General features: G+C 42.3%; 23 protein-coding genes. 12 read left to right on the top strand and 11 right to left on the bottom strand.

The annotated features are described in order from the left end of the window. Positions 1 to 29: 29 nt before the first annotated feature. The 5 genes from ACP7AE_RS03360 to rdgB all read right to left on the bottom strand — a co-directional run bounded on the left by ACP7AE_RS03360 (position 30) and on the right by rdgB (position 6,358). Complete coding sequence (locus tag ACP7AE_RS03360) at positions 30 to 1,040, bottom strand: SDR family NAD(P)-dependent oxidoreductase (protein ID WP_201540675.1); 1,011 nt, start codon at positions 1,038 to 1,040, stop codon at positions 30 to 32. Positions 1,041 to 1,265: 225 nt separating this feature from the next. Then, positions 1,266 to 2,579, bottom strand: coding sequence for an ATP-dependent protease ATP-binding subunit ClpX (gene clpX / locus ACP7AE_RS03355; RefSeq protein WP_087814795.1), 1,314 nt, complete (start codon positions 2,577 to 2,579; stop codon positions 1,266 to 1,268). 115 nt (positions 2,580 to 2,694) lie between these two features. Further along, positions 2,695 to 3,324 carry an ATP-dependent Clp endopeptidase proteolytic subunit ClpP gene (gene clpP, locus ACP7AE_RS03350; RefSeq protein ID WP_045448048.1) on the bottom strand — a complete coding sequence of 210 codons (630 nt, stop codon included), beginning with the start codon at positions 3,322 to 3,324 and terminating at the stop codon, positions 2,695 to 2,697. A gap of 523 nt (positions 3,325 to 3,847) precedes the next feature. Then, positions 3,848 to 5,191: a trigger factor gene (gene tig, locus ACP7AE_RS03345; protein WP_193008522.1), complete on the bottom strand. Its 1,344-nt coding sequence runs from the start codon at positions 5,189 to 5,191 to the stop codon at positions 3,848 to 3,850. A gap of 513 nt (positions 5,192 to 5,704) precedes the next feature. Next, positions 5,705 to 6,358, bottom strand: a complete 654-nt coding sequence (gene rdgB, locus ACP7AE_RS03340) for an RdgB/HAM1 family non-canonical purine NTP pyrophosphatase (protein WP_426241324.1) — start codon at positions 6,356 to 6,358, stop codon at positions 5,705 to 5,707. A gap of 557 nt (positions 6,359 to 6,915) precedes the next feature. On the opposite strand from rdgB, the gene ACP7AE_RS03335 reads away from it, so the two are divergent. Next, entirely contained in the window at positions 6,916 to 7,545 is a 630-nt protein-coding gene (locus ACP7AE_RS03335; protein WP_426241322.1) for a superoxide dismutase, read from the top strand. A 105-nt stretch (positions 7,546 to 7,650) separates the two neighbouring features. Here ACP7AE_RS03335 and ACP7AE_RS03330 read toward each other — a convergent pair whose 3' ends face one another. The 3 genes from ACP7AE_RS03330 to ACP7AE_RS03320 all read right to left on the bottom strand — a co-directional run bounded on the left by ACP7AE_RS03330 (position 7,651) and on the right by ACP7AE_RS03320 (position 10,535). Beyond that, positions 7,651 to 8,223: a DUF4145 domain-containing protein gene (locus ACP7AE_RS03330; protein WP_426241372.1), complete on the bottom strand. Its 573-nt coding sequence runs from the start codon at positions 8,221 to 8,223 to the stop codon at positions 7,651 to 7,653. 348 nt (positions 8,224 to 8,571) lie between these two features. Further along, positions 8,572 to 9,390, bottom strand: coding sequence for a DUF72 domain-containing protein (locus ACP7AE_RS03325; protein WP_426241320.1), 819 nt, complete (start codon positions 9,388 to 9,390; stop codon positions 8,572 to 8,574). Positions 9,391 to 9,431: 41 nt separating this feature from the next. Beyond that, the gene (locus ACP7AE_RS03320; protein ID WP_201540671.1) at positions 9,432 to 10,535 is read right to left on the bottom strand and encodes a polyprenyl synthetase family protein; all 1,104 of its coding nucleotides are present in this window, start codon (positions 10,533 to 10,535) and stop codon (positions 9,432 to 9,434) included. 772 nt (positions 10,536 to 11,307) lie between these two features. On the opposite strand from ACP7AE_RS03320, the gene fadB reads away from it, so the two are divergent. The 7 genes from fadB to ACP7AE_RS03285 all read left to right on the top strand — a co-directional run bounded on the left by fadB (position 11,308) and on the right by ACP7AE_RS03285 (position 19,970). Next, positions 11,308 to 13,467 carry a fatty acid oxidation complex subunit alpha FadB gene (fadB, locus tag ACP7AE_RS03315; RefSeq protein ID WP_426241318.1) on the top strand — a complete coding sequence of 720 codons (2,160 nt, stop codon included), beginning with the start codon at positions 11,308 to 11,310 and terminating at the stop codon, positions 13,465 to 13,467. A gap of 247 nt (positions 13,468 to 13,714) precedes the next feature. Then, entirely contained in the window at positions 13,715 to 14,887 is a 1,173-nt protein-coding gene (fadA, locus tag ACP7AE_RS03310; RefSeq protein WP_201540669.1) for an acetyl-CoA C-acyltransferase FadA, read from the top strand. A 125-nt stretch (positions 14,888 to 15,012) separates the two neighbouring features. After that, positions 15,013 to 15,942, top strand: a complete 930-nt coding sequence (locus tag ACP7AE_RS03305) for a hypothetical protein (RefSeq protein WP_201540668.1) — start codon at positions 15,013 to 15,015, stop codon at positions 15,940 to 15,942. Between the two features lie 17 nt (positions 15,943 to 15,959). Further along, complete coding sequence (locus tag ACP7AE_RS03300) at positions 15,960 to 17,660, top strand: rhomboid family intramembrane serine protease (protein ID WP_426241315.1); 1,701 nt, start codon at positions 15,960 to 15,962, stop codon at positions 17,658 to 17,660. Between the two features lie 202 nt (positions 17,661 to 17,862). Further along, the gene (locus tag ACP7AE_RS03295; RefSeq protein WP_201554866.1) at positions 17,863 to 18,438 is read left to right on the top strand and encodes an isochorismatase family protein; all 576 of its coding nucleotides are present in this window, start codon (positions 17,863 to 17,865) and stop codon (positions 18,436 to 18,438) included. Between the two features lie 181 nt (positions 18,439 to 18,619). Continuing rightward, positions 18,620 to 19,249, top strand: coding sequence for an HD domain-containing protein (locus ACP7AE_RS03290; RefSeq protein ID WP_426241312.1), 630 nt, complete (start codon positions 18,620 to 18,622; stop codon positions 19,247 to 19,249). Positions 19,250 to 19,364: 115 nt separating this feature from the next. Continuing rightward, positions 19,365 to 19,970 (top strand): DUF1287 domain-containing protein, encoded by a 606-nt coding sequence (locus ACP7AE_RS03285; RefSeq protein WP_426241310.1) that lies wholly within the window; start codon positions 19,365 to 19,367, stop codon positions 19,968 to 19,970. Positions 19,971 to 20,257: 287 nt separating this feature from the next. Here the strand turns inward: ACP7AE_RS03285 and asd are convergent, their stop codons facing one another. Further along, positions 20,258 to 21,094, bottom strand: a complete 837-nt coding sequence (gene asd / locus ACP7AE_RS03280; protein ID WP_201502575.1) for an archaetidylserine decarboxylase — start codon at positions 21,092 to 21,094, stop codon at positions 20,258 to 20,260. Between the two features lie 112 nt (positions 21,095 to 21,206). On the opposite strand from asd, the gene dtd reads away from it, so the two are divergent. The 3 genes from dtd (at position 21,207) to phoR (ending at position 23,707) form a co-directional block, all read left to right on the top strand. Next, entirely contained in the window at positions 21,207 to 21,662 is a 456-nt protein-coding gene (gene dtd, locus ACP7AE_RS03275; protein ID WP_201540665.1) for a D-aminoacyl-tRNA deacylase, read from the top strand. A 156-nt stretch (positions 21,663 to 21,818) separates the two neighbouring features. Continuing rightward, a complete protein-coding gene (gene phoB, locus ACP7AE_RS03270) occupies positions 21,819 to 22,523 on the top strand; it encodes a phosphate regulon transcriptional regulator PhoB (RefSeq protein WP_055125876.1) in 705 nt (234 codons plus the stop codon). Between the two features lie 80 nt (positions 22,524 to 22,603). Next, positions 22,604 to 23,707, top strand: a complete 1,104-nt coding sequence (gene phoR / locus ACP7AE_RS03265; protein WP_426241307.1) for a phosphate regulon sensor histidine kinase PhoR — start codon at positions 22,604 to 22,606, stop codon at positions 23,705 to 23,707. Here the strand turns inward: phoR and ACP7AE_RS03260 are convergent. Further along, a complete protein-coding gene (locus ACP7AE_RS03260) occupies positions 23,704 to 24,306 on the bottom strand; it encodes a M23 family metallopeptidase (protein WP_426241305.1) in 603 nt (200 codons plus the stop codon). The genes phoR and ACP7AE_RS03260 overlap by 4 nt on opposite strands. Positions 24,307 to 24,514: 208 nt before the next feature. Here ACP7AE_RS03260 and ACP7AE_RS03255 point away from each other — a divergent pair, with 208 nt between their 5' ends. Continuing rightward, positions 24,515 to 25,225, top strand: coding sequence for a putative quorum-sensing-regulated virulence factor (locus ACP7AE_RS03255; protein ID WP_426241303.1), 711 nt, complete (start codon positions 24,515 to 24,517; stop codon positions 25,223 to 25,225). 10 nt (positions 25,226 to 25,235) lie between these two features. Here the strand turns inward: ACP7AE_RS03255 and ACP7AE_RS03250 are convergent, their stop codons facing one another. Further along, on the bottom strand, positions 25,236 to 26,123 hold the full coding sequence (locus tag ACP7AE_RS03250) for an alpha/beta fold hydrolase (RefSeq protein WP_426241301.1): 888 nt from the start codon (positions 26,121 to 26,123) through the stop codon (positions 25,236 to 25,238). Positions 26,124 to 26,217: the final 94 nt, after the last annotated feature.

Here is a 26,217-nt window from a genome sequence, read left to right as displayed (position 1 = left end):
TTTTTGTGGGCAAATACTCTTAAAACATACTATTTTGGCGTGCTTGATTTTTTATGGCGGCGTGGTTTGAGCTTACGAGAGAGCGTATGGACATCGTTCAATATTTGGCTGTATGTCGCTGGAAAGACACGCTGTACCGCGTCGATTATTTTGGCATCATTGCCAATAAGACAGCGCGGTTGATTGGTCGCGGCAGCCTGCAAAATAATCAAAGCGGCATTGCCTGCATCAAATTTCAGGAATTTATTAAAGCTCTGAATGGCTTTGGGGCCAGTACGCATGCCAATATCATTGATGCTGTCATTGCCACGGGCACTATTGGCAATATTGGTTTTAATCCCGCCGGGATGGATGCAGGTCGCTGACACGCCGCAGCGCTGAATATCTAACTCTTGACGCAAGCTTTCAGTAAAGCCGCGTACAGCAAATTTACTGGCGTTATACGCAGATTGTGACGGCTGTGCGGTCAAGCCAAACAGGCTTGAGATATTAATGATGTGACCATGCTCGTTAAATTGGCGTGTTCTGTTTTTTTTGCTGCCATTCGTCGATTCGCTTTGTTTGACACTATTTTTAATCAATGGCAAAAATGCTTTAGTGCCATAGACCACACCCCAAAAATTGATGTCCATCACCCATTCAAGCTCGCTAATGCTACTGCCTTCTACGGTCGAATATAGCGCAACGCCTGCATTATTAAAGATGAAGTTCACTTTGCCATGGTCTGCCATGACGCTATCTGCCCACGCTTCCACGGCTTTATAGTCTGAGACATCAAGTACTGTCATGGTCGCTTTGATGTCATAACCGACGAGCAATTCTTTGGTCTGTGCCAGTTGCACCGCGTTGATATCAGAGAGCGCCACGTGGCAGCCCATCTTTGCCAAATGAATAGCCAACTCGCGCCCCATACCAGAGCCAGCACCCGTAATAGCCGCGACATGATTATGATAATAAGGGGCAATATCTTGGTCTGTCGTGGTATGAAAAGGCAAGTGTTGACATAATGAGGTTGCGATAGAAGTGACATTGTTAAGCATGATAAACAGTCCTTTGTTTCATCAGTGATAGGTGTTGGTAGCACATTTACCTTAGCATGCTTTGTGGTTTTAGCTATGAACGATTGATAGACGCCGCTGTCACTTTATCCATACATTGGCTGTCATAAAAAGATCATAAGTGAGCAGCCATAAAAAAACGTCTAGCATAAGATATGCTAGACGCCTTTACTTCAATGACAGTTTTAATAAAGCTGATAACAACCGTTAAGCGTCGATTGCTATTTGCTCTGAGTCGTCGGTAGAAAAGATGATTTCAGGTGTTTTACCTTCATTAATCACTTGCTCATCGACGATAACAGTCTTGGCGTTTTTCATCGAAGGCAACTCATACATAGTCTCAAGGAGCGCATTCTCAACGATAGAGCGCAGTCCGCGAGCACCAGTCTTACGCGCCATGGCTTTTTTGGCAATCGCATCGAGCGCTTCTTTGGTAAAGCTAATGTCAGCGCCTTCCATATCGAATAGATACTTATATTGCTTAACCAAGGCGTTTTTTGGTTCCGTCAATATCTGAACTAATGCGTCCTCGTCCAGCTCTGTGAGTGCAGCGAGAACAGGAAGACGACCGATGAGCTCAGGAATAAGCCCAAATTTGATCAAATCTTCAGGCTCTACTTGTTGCAGTAATTCTGAGCTGCGTTTGCTATCATCTTTTGAGCTGACATCCGCATTAAAGCCGATACCGCCTTTTTCTGTACGCTGCTGAATAACCGCATCAAGACCGGCAAACGCCCCGCCGACGATGATTAAGATATTACTCGTATCAACTTGGATCAGCTCTTGCTGTGGATGTTTGCGCCCACCATGTGGCGGAATGGCAGCGACCGTACCTTCGATAAGCTTTAGCAACGCTTGCTGTACGCCTTCGCCTGACACATCACGGGTGATAGACGGGTTGTCGCCTTTTTTACTGATTTTATCAATCTCATCGATATAGATAATACCTTGCTCTGCTTTACTGACATCATAATCTGATGCTTGCAAAAGTTTTTGCACGATGTTTTCGACATCTTCACCGACATAACCTGCTTCGGTCAAGGTCGTCGCATCGGCCATTGCAAAAGGCACATCCAGTAGACGCGCCAAGGTTTGCGCCAGCAAGGTCTTACCAGAACCCGTTGGGCCAATCAGCAAGATATTGCTCTTAGCCAACTCAACCATGGCATCGTCAGCTCCAATCTTCGCTTTTTTGCTGTCATTGGCTAAGGTTTGGCTAACTTTTAGACGCTTATAATGGTTATAGACGGCAACTGCTAGTGCTTTTTTAGCAGCGTCTTGTCCAATGACGTATTCGTCAAGCTTAGCACGCAGCTCTTTTGGCGTTGGTAGTTTTTTATTGACCCAAGACGTATCAATGTCGCTGTCATCATCGCCATCTTCAGCGCTGTCAGCGATTAAATCGGTACATAGCTCAATACATTCATTACAGATATTGGCATCGTCAGCGGCAATCAGCTGCTGTACATCGCTTTTGGCTTTGCCGCAAAACGAGCAATGCGGGGTGTTATCTTCTGCCATAAAAGGCGCTCCTAAAATTTAAAACTTACAAATATTTTGATTTTTTACATCAAAGCCAAAACGTATAACGCTCAGGCTTTTGATGCCCATCAAAGCTTTTGCTCTTATGCGGTAATTATAAAGAAGTAGGGCGGCGCTCTAATACTTCATCAACCAAACCGTACTCTTTGGCTTCTTTCGCATCTAACCAAAAGTCACGCTCAACGTCTTTTTCGATTTTCTCTAATGGTTGACCAGTACGTTCTGCCAAAATCTCATTTAAACGGGCACGCGTTTTTAGAATTTCACGCGCATTAATTTCGATATCGGTTGCTTGACCTTGCGCGCCGCCTGACGGCTGATGAATCATGACACGAGCATTGGCAAGAGAGTAACGCTTGCCTTTTTGACCAGCCGCAAGCAAGAACGAGCCCATGCTATAAGCGCCGCCCATACAGATGGTCGATACCTCAGGTTTGATGAAGTTCATGGTATCAAAGATTGCCAAGCCTGCACTCACTGAGCCGCCTGGTGAATTGATATACAAGTGAATATCTTTGTCTGGGTTTTCTGCTTCTAAAAATAGCAACTGTGCAACAATCAGATTGGCCATGTGGTCTTCGACTTGACCGGTCAAAAAGATAACGCGCTCACGCAATAGACGCGAGAAAATATCAAACGAGCGTTCACCACGAGAGGATTGTTCAACGACCATTGGCACTAATGCTGCATGCGCAGCTTGAGGGGCACTTTGGGTATATTGCATGCCTTGTGCGTCATTGTGCGCACTCATCAGCATATCAAAATGTGGGTTGGCAGTGATGCGATCATAATCTGTCATAAAGATGTCCTGTTTATAAGTACATAAAATAAAGGGATTGAAGCTAGCGAGCGGTTACGCTTGTATGGCTGCTCATCATGCTAGATGTTGCCGCTTTTTAATAATATTCGCTGGCTGAAATAATAAGCGCCAGATATCGCTAAAAATAATTGAGCTAATGGTAACTTTTTTATTGAGGCAATAGTAACTTTTTCATGTGAAAAATAATTTTCTATTTATAACATGAGTGCTATTAATAAAATGATTGACTCACTATTAATAAGGCGTCTGTAACCATTTATCAAGGGGCTTGGTTATAAACTGTCCATAAAGATAGCATATAAATCCCCAATAAAAATGCCCTAACACATATGTTAGAGCATTGCGTTAGAGCATTATGTTAGAGCATGTTTAGATTGAGATTAGCAATTTGCCATTGAATGGCAAATTGCTAAGTTATCTCACTAAATTACATGCCTTGCTGCTGTTGTTGCTGTGCAGCTAATAGGTCTTGGTAGCTAACTTCTTTGTCAGTTACTTTGCCTTGCTCGATTAGATAATCAACTACTTGGTCTTCTAATACCACAGACTCAATGTTCGCGCGCTGCTGCTTGTCATTGGTGTAATACTCGATTACTTCGCTTGGATCTTCGTAGTTTTCAGCGGCTTCTTTGATGAAGGTTTCAACGCGTTCTTGATCGACTTCTAAGCCTTTGGTATCGATAACACGAGCAACGATGATGCCAAGACGGGCAGCACGTAGCGCTTGCTCTTCAAATAGCTCATTTGGTAGCATGTCTTTATCGAAGCTATCAGCATTGGCACCGAACTGCTGAGAAAAACGTTGCATCATCATATTGCGCTGACGCTCGATTTCTTGCTCTAGCATAGCGTTTGGTACGTCAAATTCATTCTTTTCTAGCAATGCATCAAAAGTCGCTTGCTTAACTTGGCTACGAGCCGCGTTTTTGATTTCGCGTTCCATGTTTTTGCGTACGTCTTCTTTCAACTTCTCAACGCCGCCTTCTTTCACACCGAACAGCTCAAGGAACTCTTCGTTGATTTCTGGTAGCTTAGATTTTTCAACCAATTTTACATTGATTTTGAACTGAGCTTCTTTACCCGCTAAGTTTTCAGCTTGGTAGTCTTCTGGGAAAGTGACGTCGATAACTTTCTCTTCGCCAGCTTTCATGCCTTTGATACCCGCTTCAAAACCAGGAATCATCTGGTTGCTACCGATAACCAGTTTGAAGTCTTCAGCAGAACCGCCTTCGAATTTTTCGCCATCGATAGAGCCTTCAAAGTCAAAAGTTACTTGATTGCCTTTGTCCGCTTTACCTTTTTTCTCAACGAATTCCTCACGTTGCTTTTGAAGGTTTTCGATCATAGTGTCGACGTCTTCTTCGCTTACTTTAGCCGTGTGACGCTCAACTTCGATCTCATCGATACCTTGCACGTCTACTTCTGGGAAGATTTCAACAGTGGCTTGATAAACCAAGAAATCGTCTTCAAGTTTTACGTCGTCGATGTTAGGCATACCAACCGCGCGGATGTCTTCAGATTTGATCGCTTCAAAAACGGTATCACGGATCACATCGTTGATGACTTCTTGTTGAATGCCAGCACCGTACTGAGAGCGGATATGTGACATAGGGACGTTACCTTTACGGAAACCGTCAATCTTGGCAGTTTTCGCAACTTGGCGAATACGACCTTCGACTTTGTTTTGAATTTTTTCGACAGGTACTTTAACTGTCAATTGGGTTTCTTTATTAGATAGCTTGTTGGTTGTGACTTGTAAATCTGTAGCCATGTTAATTACACCTTTAGGATTAAATAGTACGTTTGATTAAATAGTACTTAGGGTTAAATGGTAATAGACAAACCGTGCCTCAAATTACGGGCGTGTACCATGGGTTGCCGTTGGAATAAATAGGGGATAGCGATAGCGCGCAATGTCAAAGTCAGTACCTTGAGCAATCGCCTTTGGTCACCACTGGCGCTGACTGGTACTAAAATGTGAAACGGTTATCTTAGTAATAGGCGCTATCAGATATCAATCATAAACCGTTAATGCACCGCATAATAACGCTTTTTGGTGAATTATACAGACAAATAACGGCTTTCAACAAAATTTTAAAAGTAGAACAGTATAATCTATCTGTTTATTAAAGTAAAAATTATCTCTTTATCGTCAATTCACTTTGAATCTGCTACATCGTCAATCTCGCTTAAAGTACGATTTGTACCTCTGCGCTAGACTTTCTTGTATCAGCATTAATAGCTAAAGGGCTAAATTGAATCGACTATAAGATTTAAGGGTTATCTACAACGGCAACTGCGCCAATAATTGCTGAATCGCCTGACCACGATGACTAATGCTATTTTTATCAGCAGCACTTAAGCTCGCGGCGCTAGCTTGTAACTCTGGCAACCAAAATAGCGGGTCATAACCAAAACCGCCGTCACCATGCGTTGTCTCTAAAATCTCACCCTGCCATAGACCTTGCGCGATAATAGGTAGCGGATCATCAGCATGACGAACCATCGCCAGTACGCAAACAAATAACCCTTTAATAGGTTTGTTAGCTTGCGCATCACGGATAGGCTGCAAGTCAGCGATGAGCTTGATGTTGTTTTTACCATCGTTACCATGCTCACCAGCATAGCGAGCAGAGTAGATGCCCGGTGCGTTACCTAATACAGGCACACACAGTCCTGAGTCGTCAGCAATCGCAGGCAGTCCGCTGATACGGCTGGCATGTCGCGCTTTGATAATAGCGTTTTCTACGAAGCTTAGCCCGTCTTCGATGGCGTCGTCAATATTGAGCTGACCTTGCGGGATGATCGTCACACCCAAATCTGCCTCGGCAAACAGCCTTTTAAACTCAGCCAGTTTGCCTTTATTATTACTGGCGAGCACCCATTGATTATCAAGGGTCGATTGGGTAGAGGATCGTGAGGTATTCGTGGTGCTCATAGGGTTATTCCGTTATGTCATTATTAAGAATATGGTTAGTGAAAGTATCATTATTGAAAGTATGGTCAGTTTTTAAATTATAGCGGTATCTTAATGCCAATTTTATCAGTTTATCAGTCAGCTAAGTGCCTAGCACGATTGGCATGGTAAGGCATTCTGCGCTTAGTCTATAGACAACCAAAGGCTATACTAACAGTGTTATCCATAACATTTGGTAACTGATATTTGTCGCCACTGTTGCTATAATACCCGCCAAGCTACCGTGAATGATATCTTATGGCTTGTGAATATTAAGTTAATAAATGCTTATGAAGTCAAGCACTTGGCTTTTGAGCAAACTGTAACAAAAGTAAGTTAATTTTGGATTCATAATAATACGTGATACTGTGTTAAACAATAAACGGTATTAAGCAATAACATTCATTTCAAACAATAAACTCAGCCAATTTAGTCCGCCATTTTATCGTGTTTTTTATCATGTAAAAATAGCGTAAAATTCAGTTTCTATAATGAGTTTTTATCAAATGACGGCTAAAAACAGCAAGGATAAAATAACTATGTCAAACATTACTTTACCAGAGCTACCATACGCAAAAGATGCACTAGAGCCACACATCAGTGCCGAGACGCTAGAATATCATCACGACAAGCATCACAATGCTTACGTGACTAAGCTCAACGAATTGCTACCAGGTTCTGGTCTAGAAGACAAAACATTGCCAGAAATCATCGTGGCAACCGCTAAAGATGACAGCAAGCAAGGTATGTTTAACCAAGCAGCCCAAGTATGGAACCACACGTTCTACTGGAACTGCATGACGCCAACCAATGGCGGCGGCGAACCTACTGGCGATCTAAAAGCTAAAATCGAAGAAGACTTCGGTAGCTACGACAAGTTCCGTGAAGAGTTCAAAAACGCAGCATTGACTCAGTTCGGTTCAGGTTGGGCATGGCTAGTCGCTGATAAAGTCGGTGGCAAATTGTCTATCGCCAAAACTGCTAACGCTGACACGCCACTTGCACATGACCAAATCGCGGTATTGACTTGTGACGTGTGGGAACATGCGTACTATATCGATTATCGTAACCGTCGTCCTGATTATGTCGACACGTTCCTAGACAATCTAGTGAACTGGGACTACGCAAACGCAAAATATAAAGGTCAAGATGCTGGTGTTGAAGAGTAATCTTTAACGACTAAGTATTTGATTAATAAAAAAGGAGGCTGAAAGGCGTCCTTTTTTATTTGGTTAAGTTGATATCTTTTCAAAGTGCTTTCAGTAAATTATTCACTATAATATAAAATGTTGAAGGTCATGTTTTGAGTGTTCGTATTTATCTACCTTTCCCTTCTTAATATTTGTAATTGTGCCAGCATCAATCTGTTTTATAAGTTCAGCTTCCAAGTCAGGCAATGAGTTTTTTATTCGGCGAATATCGCTGCCAAATATACCCATAATTGGCACTTCATCCCCTGAGTTAAAATGTTCAAGTTTCTTGTTCAATATCTTTTCGAATTGCATAAACTCTGTTATTAATGTATCGATATTACCTTGTATTTGTTCTTCAAGAATATAAACACTTAAAAGCATATGTTCGACTATCTTTAAAGCAGCTGATAGTTGAATTGTATTGGGTTTTTTGATCTTATGAGCAGCGTCATTTCCCATAAATCTGATTCCATGTAGTCGTTCAGCATCTCTACGAGAAATATAACCTGCAGTCGCTAACTTAGATATCTTAATTTCGAGGTCTCGGCCAGTAACCTTCAAATCATTACAGACTGCTTCAACTGTTCCTCTTAATCCTAATCCTGCAAGAATAAGAGCTTCTTCCTGAAAAGCTAGGAGTACTTCCTTATATATTTGTCTAACTGTAACTGGCAGATGGTATTCGCCATCTAAAGAACGATGATCTTTGATGAATCGAGGGTAAACAGTAATGGAAGTTGGAACTTCCCATTCATTTTGAGAAATTTGAAAAGCATGTTAAATCTCTTCAAGTACGTCTCTAAAAGATTTAGTGTCACACCCAAGGCACTCAAGAATTTGATAAGTTTGATCATACTCGTAGTCCTCTCGGAAAGAATCTATTTGCTCAGCAAGTATGTTGTGGTTGGTAGATTGCCCACAACTGCGACAATAACTTCTGACTTTTTTATTTGACATTTTTTAAAGACCCATTTAGTAAAATCGTTTTATAGTTTATAAATATCATAGAATCTCAAACCCAAACTTACCCAACGCTTCTCTAAGCATCGCAATATTATAATAAGCATGGGCGTTGACGGTATTCTGAAAAAAAATATATAGCGTATCAAAATGCTGACGCTGATTAGCAATCGCTTGCGCCCAGTCCTGCATTTCTGTCTCGCTATAGCGATAATCATGCCGGTCAGCGGCGCTCATCGCATCCCACCAGTTCAGATTATTACCGTGCATCCGCAGATAGCCAGTACGCTCAGTAAATATCAGCCGTGATGGTGGTAGACCGTTGACTTTCGGATAATCGACGCTACACCAAATCAAACCTTGCTTGACGAAGCTATCGACCACTTGCGGGGTATGCCAGCCGTTATGACGAAGCTCGACCGCTAATGGATAATCTTGAAACCAACTAACGAGATTTGCTAGATAGAGTCGATGCTCACGGGTACGATCAAAGCCATGGGGAAATTGTAATAGTAAAGGCGCTAGAGCATTGGCTTCGATAAGCGGGGATAGGGCATTTAAAAACGCTTGCGCATGTTCAGCAGTGCCCTTACGTGCATGAGTGAAGTCTTGATGCAGCTTGACCGCAAACTTCAATTCACTATTTGCTTGCACATAAGCTTTATCAACCATCCCAGCAAAGGCTTTTTGTCCGATAGGCGCGTAAAAGGTGCTATTAATCTCCACCGCGCCATATTGCTTGGCGTATTCGCGTAAGAAGTCCGTTTTCTTTGTGCCAGTTGGATACAGCGTACCAAGCAAGTCGGTATCGCTATAGCCACCAGTGCCAAGATAAATACGCGGGATAGGGTTACTGTCCATGTTGACCACTCATTACCGTTCTTTGATGGTTAAATTTTTGGCTATTTTTTACGTGCCCATAGCCATTCTATTAATGCCAGTAAAGCATCATTGTTTGCGTCATTACCAAGCTCGCTACTGCTTGGTTTATGATGACTGAGTTCACGAATGATGGCTGCACGTCCATCATTAAATAGTGATTGCGCGTAGCTAGTCGCCTGCTCAACGCCCATCAATTTCACATAGGTAGATTTGTCTAATTTTTCATCGCTGCCAGCAGGTTTGCCAAGGGTATCAGTAGAGGTCGTGACGTCTAAAATATCGTCTTGAACCTGAAAGGCGAGACCAATATGCTGGGCGCACTCCTGCAAGGCCATGCGCTGCGGAGCGGTTGCACCAGCACAGATACCGCCCATAAGCATAGCTGCTTCAATCAATGCGCCTGTTTTATCACGGTGGATAGCTTCTAGATCGCCTTGTGAAATATTAGCACTAGCCTCAGCATTCAGGTCAAGCATTTGACCAGAAACCATACGCCGTGCACGTGGCGCAAATATTGCGATAAGCTGGCTGGCGATGGCTGAATCAAAGGGTGCAAAAGTGGGCAGCTCTGCGGTCAATACTTCAAAGGCGAGCGTCTGTAATACGTCACCAGCGAGTAGGGCGGTCGATTCTTCAAAGACGATATGAGCCGTTGGCTGACCACGGCGCAGCTCATCATCGTCCATACAGGGCAAATCATCATGTACCAATGAATAAGTATGCAGCAGCTCCACCGCTAATGCCGCACGGCGCGCCATATCATAATCGGATTCGTTTTCTAACAGAGCTTCCAAACCATCAGCGTTAGCCATACTGTTTTTATTGTCAGTGCTTTTATCTGTATTTTCATTGGCATTAGCATTGCTTTGATTGACACTATCAAAGGCACTGGCAACCAATAGTGGACGCACCAATTTACCTTGACCGGTCATCACATAACGACAGGCATCAACCAAGGGGCTTGGCAGGTTGGCATACGCAAACAGCACGTCGATATCTTGTGCAAGTTGCGCCCGCACGGCGCTATGAAATTGCTCGGTGTTGTTATTAAAGCTAGTAAAAGATACAAGTCTTGAAGGCATAAGGCTTTCAGGTATAAAGCTTGGCGTAGAGGAAACAGTCATAACCCAACCATTTATCAGGTGAATAATAAAAATATCGCTAGTGTAGCATGATAGATTATATAGCTTATGGGCTGAACATCATCAATGCCATATTTTTGGCAGCTTACTGTTAAAAATTCGATTAAGTACACCGAAATAATGCAACAAGCCCTCGTTACGTATTGGTGATTTAACTTAGTCAGTGGATATGTTTTGATAAAGAATCACGTTAAGCGTGTGACGGCGTGTGACGATAAGCATCTGTCATTATAATCTTTAAAAGACGAATTTTTAGTATACAATTTCAGTATACAAACCGTCACTTAAAGCACATTACTAGTCAGGTAAAGGGCTGCTGCTGATTTAAGAGTGACTTGTGAGTATGGTATTAGCTTGTGACAGTTAGGGGCATAATCCCCTACACTAATTGGCGTAAAAATGATCTGATGATTTAGGGCTAGAGGTTTGCGTGCTTATTTCAGCGAAAAATTTGCTCAAATCTCAGTCCATATTTTTAATGTTAGTATGTTCAATATCAGTACTGGTAACAATATATATAAATGAAGCGCCGTATTCACTTGTGCTAACGCGGTAATATTAAGCATAAAAAATGAATATATAACCATGAGCGCTGGATAATAAAGACATCTTCAATGCTTACTCTATACTGACTTTATAACACAGTATATTGGCAGTGTTATTACTCGTTTTTCTAACAATAACTGGCTATGACCTTTAATTTTAAAACTTTTAATTTTAAAACTAGCTTTCGTTATATAGCAAGGAGTTCCAAATGGTATACCAAGGAAATCGCATCACGGTGACAATGCTAGAGGATGGCATCGCCAATATGCAGTACAACGCCGAAAATGAGAGCGTGAACAAGTTTGATGCTGAAACCAATAAGCAATTTGGTGAAGCGGTTACTGCTTTAGAAAAAGCCGACGACGTCAAAGGTTTAATCGTGACCTCAGGCAAAGGCGTCTTTATCGCTGGTGCTGATATCACAGAATTCGTTGGCTCTTTTAAAAAGCCAGAAAGCGAGATTAAAGATTGGGTCGTAGGTATCAATGACGCCTTTAACCGCTTTGAAGACCTGCCTTTCCCGAAAGTAGCGGCCATCAATGGCGCGGCGCTTGGCGGTGGTTGTGAGATGACTTTGGTTTGTGAATACCGCGTCATGAGCGACAAAGCCATCATCGGTCTACCAGAAACCCAACTGGGTATCTTCCCAGGTTTTGGTGGTACGGTTCGTAGTACGCGTGTGATTGGTATCGATAATGCGCTTGAGCTGATTGCGACTGGTACACCAAAGAAACCACTTGATGCCCTAAAACTGGGCTTGGTTGATGCGACCGTTGCTGCTGATGACTTGCAAGATGCTGCCATTGATTTGGTCAAAAAATGTATCTCAGGTGAGCTTGATTGGAAAGCGAAGCGTGAAGAGAAACTCGTTCCTGTTAAGCTAAATCAGCTTGAGCAAGCGATGGCATTTAACAGCGCAAAAGGTATGATCTTTGCTAAAGCCAATCCTAAGCAATATCCTGCGCCAGCACTTGCTATCGCTGCGATGGAAAAACACGTTAATTTACCACGTGATAAAGCGATTGAAGTAGAAGCGGCTGGTTTTGCAAAAGCGGCGAAAACGCCACAAGCAGAAAGCTTGGTTGGTTTGTTCTTAAGCGATCAGTTGGTTAAAAAATTAGCTAAGCAGCACAGCAAAAAAGCACATGAAATCAATGAAGCCGCAGTATTGGGCGCTGGTATCATGGGTGGTGGTATCGCTTATCAAGCAGCGAGTAAAGGCTTGCCAATCATTATGAAAGACATCAAGTCTGAGCAATTAGACCTTGGTATGGGCGAAGCCAGCAAGTTACTTGGCAAAATGGTCGATCGCGGCAAAATGACCCCAACTAAAATGGGCGAAACGTTAAGCCGTATCCGTCCCACTTTGAATTATGGCGATTTTGCTGAAACTGATATCGTTATCGAAGCGGTCGTAGAAAATCCAAATGTGAAGCGTGCGGTACTAAAAGAAGTAGAAGGTCTAGTAAAAGACGACTGTATCCTAGCGTCAAACACCTCAACCATCTCTATTACTTTCTTGGCTGAAGCACTTGAGCGTCCAGAAAACTTCGTTGGTATGCATTTCTTTAACCCAGTACACCGTATGCCATTGGTTGAAGTTATCCGCGGTGAGAAATCCTCTGAAGAAGCGATTGCGACTACCGTTGCGCTAGCGTCTAAAATGGGTAAAGTGCCTGTTGTGGTTAATGACTGCCCAGGTTTCTTAGTGAACCGTGTGTTGTTCCCATACTTTGGTGCCTTTGATTTGCTCCTCAAGCAAGGCGCTGATTTTGCTCATGTCGATAAAGTCATGGAAAAATTCGGCTGGCCGATGGGTCCTGCTTATCTAATCGACGTGGTTGGTTTGGATACGGGCGTACATGGCGCAGAAGTCATGGCAGAAGGTTTCCCTGATCGCATGAAGCCTGATTATAAAGGCGCAATTGAGCTTTTATATGAAAACAAACGCCTAGGTCAGAAAAACGGCGTTGGTTTCTACAAGTATGAAATGGACAAACGTGGCAAGCCAAAGAAAGTCGCTGATGAAGCCACTTATGAGCTATTAAAAACCACGACTGATAGCGACAAGCAAACGTTTGAAGATCAAGCGATTATTGACCGCACTATGCTGGCCTTCTGTAATGAAACTGTACGTTGCCTAGAAGACAATATCGTCAGCACGCCATCTGAAGCCGATATGGCGATGATTATGGGTGTTGGTTTCCCGCCATTCCGCGGTGGTCCTTGCCGTTATATCGACCAAATGGGTCTAGATAACTACTTGGCACTGTGTGAAAAATACGCATACCTTGGCAAAGCCTATGAAGCCCCGCAAAAGATTCGCGACATGGCAGCAGCAGGCGAGACCTTTTACGCCACCGCGTAATGGGTAGTCATTACTAGGATGAAGTGCCGTACGTTTACTATTTAGGCTGAGAAAAATTAGTTTATCACTACTCTTTAGTAGCAAGGTTCTTTAATAGTAGACGTACGATTATAGTTAGTTTTATTTAATGCTAGTACAAGGAAATCGAGCGCAGAGGTACGTATTGTACTTCAAGTGAGATTGACGAAGTAATAGCATTGAAATGGGCTGACTACACTGACAATAAAAATTGAAAAGGAAGTATAGTATGACAATTTTAAGTCCAAAAGACGTGGTCATCGTAGATGGCGTACGCTCAGCGATGGGTAAAACCAAAAACGGTATGTTCCGTCATGTCCGCGCTGATAGCATGTCTGCTGAATTGGTTCGTGCATTGGTTGAACGTAATGACTTTGACCCACGTGACGTCGAAGACATCATTTGGGGCTGTGTCAATCAGACCTTAGAGCAAGGCTTGAACATCGGTCGTAACATCGGTCTGCTAGCTGGTATTCCAAAAACTGCTGGTGGCCAAACAGTCAACCGTCTGTGTGGTTCTTCTATGCAGGCGCTTCACACTGCAGCGGCTCAAATCATGACCAACCAAGGTGATGTGTTCATCATTGGTGGTGTTGAGCATATGGGTCACGTCGGCATGATGCATGGCGTTGACCTTAATCCTGAAGCATCAAAGCACTATGCAAAAGCCTCAAACATGATGGGCTTGACCGCTGAAATGCTAGGTCGTATGAATAACATCACCCGTGAAGAGCAAGATGCCTTTGGTCTTGAGTCGCATCGCCGTGCATGGGCTGCGACTACTGAAGGTCGTTTTGATAATGAAATTATCGGTATCGAAGGTCATGACGAAGCAGGTCGCCTGCAACTATGTACCGTTGATGAAGTGATTCGCCCTGATGCGACGATGGAGCAAATGCAAAAGCTACGTCCAGCCTTTGATCCAGTAGGTGGTACCGTGACTGCTGCTACCTCATCTGCATTATCTGATGGCGCATCAGCGATGCTAATCATGAGCGCGCAAAAAGCCAAAGAGCTAGGTCTAAAGCCACGTGCGCGTATTCGTAGCATGGCGGTTGCTGGTTGTGATGCTGCTATCATGGGCTATGGTCCAGTACCTGCAACGCAAAAAGCATTGAAGCGCGCTGGCATGAGCATGGATGATATGCAAACTATTGAGCTAAACGAAGCATTTGCAGCGCAGGGCTTATCAGTACTAAAAGCCTTAAACTTGACGGACAAGCAAGACATCGTCAACATTAATGGTGGCGCGATTGCATTAGGTCATCCACTAGGGTGTTCAGGTGCTCGTATCACGGTTACTTTGCTAAACGCCATGGAGCAGTCAGATACTGAAATTGGGCTTGCGACGATGTGTATCGGTCTTGGTCAAGGTATCGCGACTATTATTGAGCGTGTTTAAGTTTCAGCTAAGCTAATATTTGTTGATTAATATGTTTTAATATCTTGTAAGATGAGCGCCTCTAACTTAATGTTGGAGGCGCTTTTTTTTTGGTTTAAGTCATAGTAATGAAAGGTAGAGTATAAATGGCACATCATAAATCGTCAGATAAGAGGCGCTTAGATTTAGAGGTGTTTAAGTTAAAAATGCGCTATATCTTTCTTCCTTTTTTAGGTTTTAGTATTGGCGCCATTTTATTCTACAACATCATAAGATGGATGTTAGACATCTGTCTAGGGATATGGCCTCTAAAAGATACGGTCTGGAACTTAATTATCCCAATAATTATCAGTGTTACTTTAGTGCTTGTCATAATGCGATCAAGGATTAGACTGCTACGATTTGAATTATTTGATGATAATAGCGCTAATGTATTTTACTTGGTGATGATACTTGCTTTATTTCCGCCTATATCAATCAGTCAAGCTTACTTATATGAAGCAGCATATGACATTATTGATATAAGTAATATAAGTGATATTAAATTATATCCAAAACAAAAATACTTCCAATTTGATAATAAAAGTATTGAGAAACAAGGGGTTGTTTCTTACTTCAATGCTAGGGAGATGGGGAAATCTAGACAAGAGTTAAAAATATACTTATATTTTGCCACTCCTTTTTATGGAGATAAAGATATCTGGTGGGGACAGGCTTTTACTAAGGTTATTGATAATGATCTTGAAGAAAAAGAGAAAGTTCAACAAATAGAAAATTTTAAAAAGATTTCTAGACAACAATATGCAAATGAAGAGATATCTACTGCTGATTATTTTGAAAAATTGCAAAACTCAGATACTAAGTATGGTTATTTAGAAGCGATTAGATTGTCAGGTCAGCAACATATTAATGACCCAATAATACTTGTATCTCAGTTGAGCACACTTAACGAAAAAACATATAAAGAGTTAGCAAAATTCTTTAGGTTTTTTATCATTGGCATGTTTATTTGCTTACTATTAGTCTTAAAAGCAACGATTGATAAAAAAGCATTTCAACAGTTTAAGGTACGCTAGATTTGTGGTGATAGGGCATGGATAATAATAAGCAAAGCCAGTACAGGTATAAGAATAAAAACAGAAGCAGAAACAAAAAAAGAGTAAGCAAAAGAGATAAGCAGAAGCGAACGCAAAGCCTAAGCGCTAAAGAATCGATCAAACTAAAACTAAAGCAAGTATTCTTGCCATATTTAGGTCTTAGTATCCTGACCATTCTACTTTTCAGTGCTTTACGTTGGTTGCTAGATATTTATCTAGATATTCTACCTTTAAAGGAAGGCTATTGGGATTTTGGTATTCCTTTTCTCTTATCTGTTTTAGTCGTTAGTATTTGGATGTGGCCGAGGTATGAGCTTCTGACTTTAAAGTGGGTTAAGCGTAGTAGTTTAGGCTACTTTTTTATAACGATGGTTTTAGCATTAGTGATACCGCTCGTTCTCAGCCAAAACTATTTGTCTAAGGCTGCCTACGAAGTCATTGAAGTAAATAGCTTGAATGATATTCGTCATTATCCAAAGCAAAAGTATTTCAGAGTAAATGATTTTGAGCCACTCAAATTAGAGAGCGTTTCTTATATAGAAACACAAGTAATCAGTGGACGAAATTTTGACTCAACATTGCATATTGATTATTACATTGCGACGCCATTTATAGCCGCTGAGAATATTTGGCTAGGTTCTAGCTACCACACGAAATACGATAATCGTGCAGACCAAAGTATTAAAGACAGTCAATATTCAGCGTTTATTAACGACTCGCGCCATAAGTACGAAGCCAAAGACCTCTCTAATATCAGCTACTTTAAGAAACTTAAATCATCAAATGGCAGAAATGCTTACTTACACACGATTTCTACGGCTAATAGGCAATCTAATTTGCCACACTTGGTATTGATGCCTGAAACAGGATTACTTACTGACAGTTTAGATCGTGATTTTGTTTGGGGATTTGGTTCGTTTTTTATTGGTATGGTGCTGTGCTTGTTGCTCGTTCTCGCAGCAGAGTTTGATAGTCAAGAAAAGAAAAGTACGCAAAAACATATACAAAAACAAAAGCCCGTAAAAAAACGAGCACCAGTAAGTGATCTATCAAAGAGCCTAGTAGTTTGGTTTAGAAGTAATAAAGAGCGACCTGCGACGTTAATGTTAATACTGACCTGTATAGGTGCATTTATACTGACCGTATTCATGGGTATGGATATCATTGATTCTTTATCTAGACAGGTAAATAGTGTAGGTGGGTTGACGATGGACGCGCTGCAAGCTGGTAAGTATTGGCGAGTAGTGACAGCACTTTTTGTACACGCAGGGATTATGCATTTAGTAATGAGTCTGGGGATGCTTTTTGCGACAGGTTATATTTTGGAAAAAGTATTGGGTCCTATACGTTTTACGATTACCTTTTTTATATGTGGTATTTTCGCTAATGTTTTAGGGGTGCTATATTTTGATATGGACATGGCAGGTGTTTGGGGTACTACATTTGGCTTGTTTGGTATCGCGATACCGTTGGTGGCCTTTAAGGTTTTTAATAAAAAATATCGAGAGCTATTCGGCGGTACTATCGCTGCGATATTAATCATTACTTTAAACAGCATGTTCTTTGCTTTCATAAACACGCTCAGTTACATGGCGTATTATCTTTTAACCTTATGTTTTGGTATTGTTTTCGGTGTGGTCATGGTTATGACTCAAAAACAGTCTTTATTAAGGAATGCTAGACGCCATAATATATAGTTATTGGCTACTCTTCATTAAGAAACTATATCAAGCAGTATGAATCAAACGTGATGAATTGTTATTAATCATTATTAGAGACTATCTCCATTGACGCCCTCAGCAAACTATGACTAAATAAGAGTAAGGCTCATAAAGACAATATCAATGATAAAATTAACATAGCCTTTAACAATAAAGTCAGCCGTACAAGGAGTGTGCCATGTCTACTATGATTACCGACCGTACCTATCGAATTGCTCGCGAAAATACCCAAGCGATGATAATCGATGTTCAAGAACGCTTAACACCGCATATTTATGACCATGAAAACATCGTCAAAAAAACAGTGACGCTTATTAAAGGTCTGCAAGCACTGAATATTCCTATCATGCTCAATGAACAGTATAAAAAAGGGCTCGGCGACACGCTACCTGAAATACGCGAGGTATTAGAAGGCGATAACGCCAAAAGCTTTGAAAAGGTCACTTTTAGTGCTTGTGATAATGATGATTCGTGGCATTATTTAGCGCAGCAAAATCGAAGTATTGTTTTGCTATTTGGCGTAGAAACACATGTCTGTGTACTACAAACAGCGCTTGATTTGCTAGATAATGGTATGCAGCCCGTCATCATTGGTGATGCGGTCGGCTCACGCTTCCCATATGATAAAAAGCAAGCAATACGCCGTATTCGCCGTGCTGGTGGCGTGATTACCACGGTTGAAACCATTCTGTTTGAGTTATGCCGAAGTAGTAAAGACCCTGCTTTTAAAACCATCAGTAACTTGATTAAATAGTTCTTTTACTCAAGATAAAGCCGATAGCGCTTACTCACATAAGCGCTATTTTTTTATAGTAGTGTTCATTAGCTATAGGTTGGCATGCTCTTTTATAGCGCTCATAAAATGTATAATACTTGCTTATGCGTAAAGATAAAATGAAGCGCTATATCTTCGTAGAAAAATTAAGAGAAAATTTATGCCATCAACCAAACCCCTTTTATTAACCAACCCAACGCTTGCCTCAAACATTGACATAGATCATGTCACTCATTTCTTATTAGAGCTTGATGCGCTTAAACGTATCAGTCGTCGTAGCTATGTGACGCATACCACACGCAAAGAAAACTCTGCCGAACATTCATGGCATTTAGCGATGGCGTGCTGGTCTATCGCTGAACAGTTTGAGCTAGATGTCAATCATGAAAAACTACTCAAGATGGCATTGGTACATGACTTGGGTGAGATTGACGCAGGCGATACGTTTTTATTCGCAAATAGTCGTAGCGAGGCGCACATTGAAGAACGCGCTGGTATTGCCAGGTTACAACGTGAGCGTGGCAATGGCATCATGGATTTAAATGAGATTTGGGAAGAGCAGGAGACGGGTAGCAGCAATGAAAGTCAGCTGCTCAGAGTGGTTGATCGCTTATTGCCGTTTTTATTGAATTTAAATACCAATGGAAAAACGTGGATTGATGCTAACGTCACGTGCTCGCAAGTGACTACAGTACTTGCTTTTATCAAAGACAGCTTTCCTCCCATTCATGATTGGCTATCAAAAAATATCGACTATGCGACCCAGCAAGGGTGGTTGATTGATGCTTAAATAGAGCCATTATTTTGCCGTTTACATGTTTGCAAATATTCATCTTTTTCAACTAGTAAAGCATTTAGAATTAGCTAAATGAGCGATTAAGTACATTATATAGAGAGATTATTAAATGAGAATTACTGGTACTTATAAGGTTTTTGCTAAATCGCTCGTCTTTGTTAGCCTATTAACTTTGGCGCAACTAACTCAGGCCGCCGCACCTATTAGTAATGGTGATAAACTGGCGCACGATGCCAAAAAACAGATCGGCATTACCACCAGCTATGATCCTGCTTACCGCAAGTTGGATTTTCCGCGTGGCGATGTACCGATAGAAACTGGCGTCTGTACCGATGTTATGGTCCGTGCTTATCGCTTGCAAAATATAGATCTACAGCAATTAGTCAACCATGATATGAAGTCAAATTGGTCGGCTTATCCAAAGACTTGGGGGCTGAAATCAACCGATAAGAATATCGATCATCGCCGAGTGCCCAATCTTGAAGTGTTTTTTGCGCGTCACGCAAAGACATTATCGACGACTGATAAAGCCAGTTTTCAAGCAGGCGATGTGGTGACGTGGCGACTACCGAATGGTAATCTGCCGCATACAGGTATCGTCTCTGATAAAGTCGCTGCGGATGGTACACCGCTGATTATTCACAATATCGGACGCGGTACGCAAGAAGAAAATATCTTATTTGCTTATCCTATTCTCAAACACTTTCGTTATTAACTACTTTCATTATTAACTAGAGGGTGTCATCAATTAGATTGTGAGGCTTAAAATGAGAAAAATTGTAGATAAACAAGGAAGAAATTGCCGTTAATATGAATATATTGACAAGATTTCTGACGATGTTTAGCAAAATTTAGCCATTTTAAGACCACTAAATGTATTCATGTGCTAATTGATGACACGCCCTAATATGTTGCGATAAGATAATTACCCACAATAAAAAGCTCAGTTAAGCATAAATTAGGATGCTGAACTGAGCTTTTTTGAGTCGTTAAATCGCTTGCCTATTGAGTATTAGCGACACCCAGTAGTTGTCCCATTTTTACCACACTATCGGCTTTCATACTGTCTTGCCAATCTGCTTTTGCGCCTTTTGGTAGAATGACAATTGCGGTTGAGCCTAAATAAAAACGACCCAGCTCATCGCCTTTTTCAAAGCTCATATTGTGCTCAGCTTCTTGAATATCATCAGTGCGGGCAATTTTACCAGTCGCCACTGTTTCGATACCAGCGACAATCATCGCCCCAACCATCACCACCGCTGCTTTGCCATATGCTGTATCAAACAGACAAACCAAGCGTTCATTACGCGCAAATAAGTCTGGCACGTTCGCCGCTGTAGTATTGTTGACCGAAAACAGCGTACCCGGTACATAACGGGTTTTGGTCAGAGTACCAGCGAAGGGCATATGGACACGGTGATAGTTACTGGGCGCAAGATAAACCGTTGCAAAACTCCCATCCGCAAAATAGCGGCCATCTTCACTGTCAGCAAGCAGTTGACCAACGTCATAATAGCGACCTTTTGCTTGGAGCAATTTATGGTCGTCAATTTGACCCAACTGCGAGATAATACCATCGGCAGGACTGACGATACCATGAGGCGTCATGTCGATAGGGCGCGCGTCTTCTTTTAGCTCACGAGTAAAAAAATCGTTAAAGCTCTCATAGGCGTTGAGACTTTGGCGCTCATACTCGTCCAAGCTGACGTTATAGGCTTTAGCAAAGCTACGGATAAACGTGCGTTTAACATAAGGATGGCGGCTAGCGGCTAGACGCCCAGCAACTTTACTCAGTTGCTGCTGCGGGACAAGCTGTTGTAAAGTAGTGAATACATTCATAATGAGGCTACCAAAATAGGGTGTGATGTAATAATTAATAAGCAAGAGAATGGCCGTATTTTATCATGGACGGCGTATTATTGTATGGGCATAATTGGTAAGGAATCCGTAAATGAAAGCACTTATACAGCGCGTACGCCGTGCTAGTGTCACCGTCGATGCGCAGTGTGTTGGTACGATTGAGCAAGGCATATTGGCTTATATTGGTTTAGGGCCTGATGACGACCTAACAAGCGCCCAGCGCATGGTAGATAAAATCCTCACCTATCGTATTTTTGACAATGATGATGACCCTGCCAAGTACGGCAAACTGGATAAAAATGTCCAGCAAGTTGGTGGCGGACTATTATTGGTATCACAGTTTACGCTAATGGCAAAAACAGACAAGGGTCGTCGCCCTGACTTTGGTGGTGCGATGGTACCTGATGCGGCGCAAGCGTTGTTTGCGCAATTGGTCGCCTATGCCAACACGCAACATCCAAACGTGGCAACGGGTCAGTTTGGTGCCAATATGCAAGTGTCGAGCGTCAATGACGGGCCATTGAATTTCTTGTTAGAAATAAATTGAGTAAACTCAGCATTAGCCGTCACGAGACCTATGAAGCGCTTAAAAGTTGAATGTCATTAAACTGTCATAATTACCCCGTTTAATAGGGAGCAGCAGGCGAGCATTTATCGCCTTTTTTGTCAGCTAAATGTTGTCCTCTAACACTGAGAATGCCGTATGTATAATGAGCAAATTTTGATTGTTGAAGATGAACCTGCGATTCGTGAAATGATCGTCATGACGCTAGAGATGGCGGGATTTGATAGTCTGCAGGCAGCGGATGTATCTGAGGCGCACCAACAAGTGGTCGATCACCGACCTGCGCTGATTTTGCTAGATTGGATGCTACCCGGCGATAAAAGTGGCATTGATTTTTGCCGATTGCTCAAAAACGATGAGCTACTCGCTGAGATACCAGTCATTATGTTGACGGCTAAAAGTGAAGAGGACAGCAAGGTGCATGGCCTCGATGCTGGTGCTGATGATTATATGACCAAGCCTTTTTCGACACGTGAGTTAATATCCAGAATCAAAGCAGTATTGCGGCGTAGTAACGCGCTCAGTAGCGATAAACCTATCGAAATCGGCAATCTGAGCCTTGATCCCAAAAGTCAGCGAGTGACAGCGGCTGGTAAAGTGGTTGATGTCGGGCCTACGGAGTATCGATTACTGGCATTTTTTATGAGTCATCCAGAGCGTGCCTATACGCGGACGCAGCTGCTAGACCAAGTATGGGGCGGTAATGTATATATCGAAGATAGAACCATTGATGTGCATATCAAACGTTTACGGACATTACTACGACCACATCAATGTGATACGTTGATACAGACAGTACGCGGGACAGGCTATCGATTTTCTAGCTTTATTGAACCAATTTAACGGACGGTTTTTATTCGCTATAAAAGCAGTATGTTAATCGCAGCACAGTGAAAAACGGCGAATAGTGATAAGGATGATGGATGAACACCCTAATATCGGCTCAAGGCGACCAACAAAATAAGTCACTGCTAGCAACTCAGCAGAATACAACGGATCAACTCAAAAAAATTAGAAGCGCACTACGCGCATTGCGTGATGCGGTGGTTTTGCTCAATGACGATGATGGGCTTGAATGGTGGAATCAGGCTGCCGAAGATTTAATGTTGTTACAGTTGTCAGATAAAGGTAAGTGCATCTTTGACTTTATCAGTGCGCCTGAATTTCGTCAGTATTATCAGGCGACGACTAACCCTAACGATGGTGCTCAGGATGGTGTACACATTGTCTCGTGGCGCGCGCCCAAGCGTTATTTAAAGTGTGAGCTCACGCCTTTTGGCGATGAGAAGCTGCTCATTATTTATGATGTGACGCGCTTGCATCATTTAGAGGAGATGCGCCGCGATTTTGTGGCGAATGTCTCGCATGAGTTACGCACACCGTTGACCGTCATGATGGGTTATCTAGAAAATTTTTCGGATCAGCCAGATATGCCGCCGCATTGGAAGCGCGGATTTGAGCTGATGAGCCAACAGACTGCGCGTATGAATAGAATTGTGAATGACTTATTGCTGTTATCTCGCATCGAAATCGAAGAAACCCATGAGCTCAGTTATATTGACATGACCAAGCTGCTGACCCATGTTTATGATGATGCGCAAGCGTACAATCAAGAGTATGGGCATACCATTCACTTGCAGATAGATACTTATGACGGACTGTATGGCTCAGAGATGTATCTAAATAGTGCGCTTTCTAATCTGGTGATTAATGCCATCAAATACACGCCCAAGGGCGGTAATATCGCCATTAGCTGGACAAAAACGTCAGAAGGTTGCCGATTTGCCGTCGAAGACAACGGTATTGGTATTGCACCTGAGCATATCGCACGGTTGACGGAGCGCTTTTATCGTATTGATAAAGGTCGTAGTCGGGCGACTGGCGGCACAGGGCTAGGTTTGGCAATCGTTAAACACGTTTTATATCAGCATGAAGCCAATTTGCAAATTGGATCAGTAGAAGGGGTAGGCTCGACGTTCAGCATGGTATTTCCAGCTGCCCACATTAGATCAGCTGCGATACCCTAATTTTTTTGTAAAAGTGGATAGGGGTTCACTGCACTGCCGCTGATATAAATACCATAATGCACATGTGGCGGCGTACCTTTTGCATTGCCACTGTCGCCGACGTAGCCGATGATATCGCCGGCATTAACCCAGTCGTTTGGACTAATATCTGCATAATCTTCTAAATGCGCATAATAATGCCCTGCGCCTCCTGGTCCAACCACGACCACCACACGACCGCCTAACGTATTTTCACCAACTTTGCTGACGATGCCTTGTGTCGTGGCTCGTATTGGTGTGCCTCGTGCGGCAAAGATATCGATACCTTCATGACTGCGACCTTGACTGCGTGCAGCGCCCCACGTATCTGTTAGATGTTGTTCTGGGAGTGGACTGAGTAAGCTATTTTCCGTCGGTAGTTCTTGCTGTAATAAACTGAGCTGTTGCCATTTTGCTATCACAAATGACTGAGTTTGTTGGCTGATACTGGGTAAGAGCCTATCAAATACAAATAATAGCATCAACAATATAGCCGCTTTAATGAGCACACTGAGTACACGGCTTAAAAAAGTTAGCCTTTTCTTTGGCTTTGATTGCGGGTTACTGCTATCTGCTAGCATCGATCTCTCTTTAGTTTTTTAAATTAGTTTTCCTTATTATTATATAAGTGAAGTCGTCTATTCTTTGTATGCCATTGTTATCTCTAGTTTTTATCCCCATAAATATATCGTTTCTTTTAAAGTTTACGTATTTTTAAAACGTTACATAAAATACCAATGTTGCTATCTATTGTTGTTATCTATTATTGTTATCTATGGCTGAATCTTTATGACTGACACTGCGCTGATTATCGATACCGAAACCGATCAAGGTCGTGATCCGCGTCCGATTCAAGTGGCGACTATTAATGTAGTGACGGGTTTTGAGTGGATGAAGTATTTTAATAGTGGTCGCTCGATATCGCCAGTTGTCATTAGAATTCATGGTATCACCGATGAGGATGTCGCTGGTCTTGAGCGCTTTGATTTAGAGGCGTTTGAGTTGCCACAGTATTTGATTGGTCATAACGTCCGCTTTGATTGGCGGGTTATTGGCAGTCCGTCTACTAAGTTGATATGTACGGTTCGGCTGGCACGTGTGGCTTTTCCAGAGTGGAGTGCTTATGGTCAGTCCAAATGTATCGAGCAATTATTAGGCAAAGAGGAAGCAAGCAGGATGACGATTGCCGCTCATGATGCGCTGGGTGATGCACGTATGTGTTATCTGCTTTATCAGGCGTGTTGTGAGCGCCTAGCCATTGCACCGACGGATTTTGCTGCTGTCCATGCTATCGCCAATAAAGCCAATCCAGTGAGCAAAATGCCCTTTGGCAAACATAAAGGCACGCTGATTAAAGACGTGCCTATCAGCTACGTGAAATGGATGCTGGGTAATATCCATAATATGCAGCCGTCGCTTTATTCTGCCTTAACCAAGCGTGTCAAAGTAGAACAGGCAGAAAACATGAAAGAATCAATAAACGAATCCGTAGTTAAATAGGCTCTGAAGTCTATTGATTCTTTAGCCAATCAACTGCCATTTGCCAAAGCTGCGGTGCTTTAGCACTGGTTCTGCTACTAAAATAGCGCATATGACCGATGCTGTTTAGACCAAAGTTTTTGGGATCTAAAAACTGCTTTTCGACTGGCATTTTAGTAAAAACACGAATCATATCATCCATATTTTTGCTATTGGCAATGTCATCATCACTAAACCCCAGCCATAATGATGGCATAGTCATGTCATCATAAAAGTGCGTTTGTATACTTTTGCCAAAGGCTGTTTTGATATAGCCTGCGCCATTACACCATTCGCGCCACTGCCGAGACACGCCCCGTGGTAGCGGTTCGCCCATACCAATTTTATCTGACGGCGTGTACCCTAACGTCAAGTTGGCGAGTGGAATAAAGGCATCCATAAAACCCATCGCCTTGAGTTTATAGGGCATGCTCATATTTTTAATACGACCTGATGAGCAGGCGACATTAAATACCGAAGTAAGCGCCTTATAATTTGGCATCAAACCTAGCAGCTGACCGCCTGCACTATGACCAATTAAATGATAAGTGGCGTCGGCAAATTCATCTTGCAATGCATCAAGGACGGCTGGCATATCATGGCGACCCCAGCTAATCAGCGATGCATCGCATTTAGCCAATGCAGACGACAGCGATTCACCGATGCCTTCATTGTCAAAGGTTAGTACACCAAAGCCATTTTCTGCTAAGTGAGTGGCAAAATTGTGATAAAACTGGCGTTTGATACCGGTCGCTGGCGCGATCATGACCGCTGCTTTCACCTCATTTTTAGGACGATAGACAGTCGCTGCCAATGCCTGATTGCGCTCAGTCATGATACTCAGTGAATAAATATCCGTCTGACACTGTTTATTTTCCATGCTTTAACCTTCATATTGTTAGGGTTCTATGCGGTGTGGAGTGGTTATTTATTTGCAATTATTTATCAATAATCTGCTCTTAAAATGTAGTCAT

This window comes from Psychrobacter sp. TWP2-1-2 (genome assembly GCF_049896785.1).
In the GTDB taxonomy this organism is placed as follows: Bacteria; Pseudomonadota; Gammaproteobacteria; order Pseudomonadales; family Moraxellaceae; genus Psychrobacter.
This window is presented reverse-complemented; position numbering and strand designations above follow the sequence as displayed.

What these genes read in the sequence shown, in the direction of transcription:
- rdgB (WP_426241324.1), bottom strand. Translation starts at nt 6,358, where the DNA reads ATGAGCACCACGAATACCTCACGATCCTCTACCCAATCGACCCTTGAT.
- ACP7AE_RS03260 (WP_426241305.1), bottom strand. Translation starts at nt 24,306, where the DNA reads ATGCTAGCAGATAGCAGTAACCCGCAATCAAAGCCAAAGAAAAGGCTA.
- ACP7AE_RS03305 (WP_201540668.1), top strand. Translation starts at nt 15,013, where the DNA reads ATGGCACATCATAAATCGTCAGATAAGAGGCGCTTAGATTTAGAGGTG.
- ACP7AE_RS03320 (WP_201540671.1), bottom strand. Translation starts at nt 10,535, where the DNA reads ATGACTGTTTCCTCTACGCCAAGCTTTATACCTGAAAGCCTTATGCCT.
- tig (WP_193008522.1), bottom strand. Translation starts at nt 5,191, where the DNA reads ATGGCTACAGATTTACAAGTCACAACCAACAAGCTATCTAATAAAGAA.
- ACP7AE_RS03290 (WP_426241312.1), top strand. Translation starts at nt 18,620, where the DNA reads ATGCCATCAACCAAACCCCTTTTATTAACCAACCCAACGCTTGCCTCA.
- ACP7AE_RS03325 (WP_426241320.1), bottom strand. Translation starts at nt 9,390, where the DNA reads ATGGACAGTAACCCTATCCCGCGTATTTATCTTGGCACTGGTGGCTAT.
- ACP7AE_RS03285 (WP_426241310.1), top strand. Translation starts at nt 19,365, where the DNA reads ATGAGAATTACTGGTACTTATAAGGTTTTTGCTAAATCGCTCGTCTTT.
- ACP7AE_RS03300 (WP_426241315.1), top strand. Translation starts at nt 15,960, where the DNA reads ATGGATAATAATAAGCAAAGCCAGTACAGGTATAAGAATAAAAACAGA.
- clpX (WP_087814795.1), bottom strand. Translation starts at nt 2,579, where the DNA reads ATGGCAGAAGATAACACCCCGCATTGCTCGTTTTGCGGCAAAGCCAAA.
- ACP7AE_RS03295 (WP_201554866.1), top strand. Translation starts at nt 17,863, where the DNA reads ATGTCTACTATGATTACCGACCGTACCTATCGAATTGCTCGCGAAAAT.
- fadA (WP_201540669.1), top strand. Translation starts at nt 13,715, where the DNA reads ATGACAATTTTAAGTCCAAAAGACGTGGTCATCGTAGATGGCGTACGC.
- dtd (WP_201540665.1), top strand. Translation starts at nt 21,207, where the DNA reads ATGAAAGCACTTATACAGCGCGTACGCCGTGCTAGTGTCACCGTCGAT.
- ACP7AE_RS03255 (WP_426241303.1), top strand. Translation starts at nt 24,515, where the DNA reads ATGACTGACACTGCGCTGATTATCGATACCGAAACCGATCAAGGTCGT.
- asd (WP_201502575.1), bottom strand. Translation starts at nt 21,094, where the DNA reads ATGAATGTATTCACTACTTTACAACAGCTTGTCCCGCAGCAGCAACTG.
- fadB (WP_426241318.1), top strand. Translation starts at nt 11,308, where the DNA reads ATGGTATACCAAGGAAATCGCATCACGGTGACAATGCTAGAGGATGGC.
- phoB (WP_055125876.1), top strand. Translation starts at nt 21,819, where the DNA reads ATGTATAATGAGCAAATTTTGATTGTTGAAGATGAACCTGCGATTCGT.
- ACP7AE_RS03250 (WP_426241301.1), bottom strand. Translation starts at nt 26,123, where the DNA reads ATGGAAAATAAACAGTGTCAGACGGATATTTATTCACTGAGTATCATG.
- ACP7AE_RS03360 (WP_201540675.1), bottom strand. Translation starts at nt 1,040, where the DNA reads ATGCTTAACAATGTCACTTCTATCGCAACCTCATTATGTCAACACTTG.
- ACP7AE_RS03335 (WP_426241322.1), top strand. Translation starts at nt 6,916, where the DNA reads ATGTCAAACATTACTTTACCAGAGCTACCATACGCAAAAGATGCACTA.
- phoR (WP_426241307.1), top strand. Translation starts at nt 22,604, where the DNA reads ATGAACACCCTAATATCGGCTCAAGGCGACCAACAAAATAAGTCACTG.
- clpP (WP_045448048.1), bottom strand. Translation starts at nt 3,324, where the DNA reads ATGCAATATACCCAAAGTGCCCCTCAAGCTGCGCATGCAGCATTAGTG.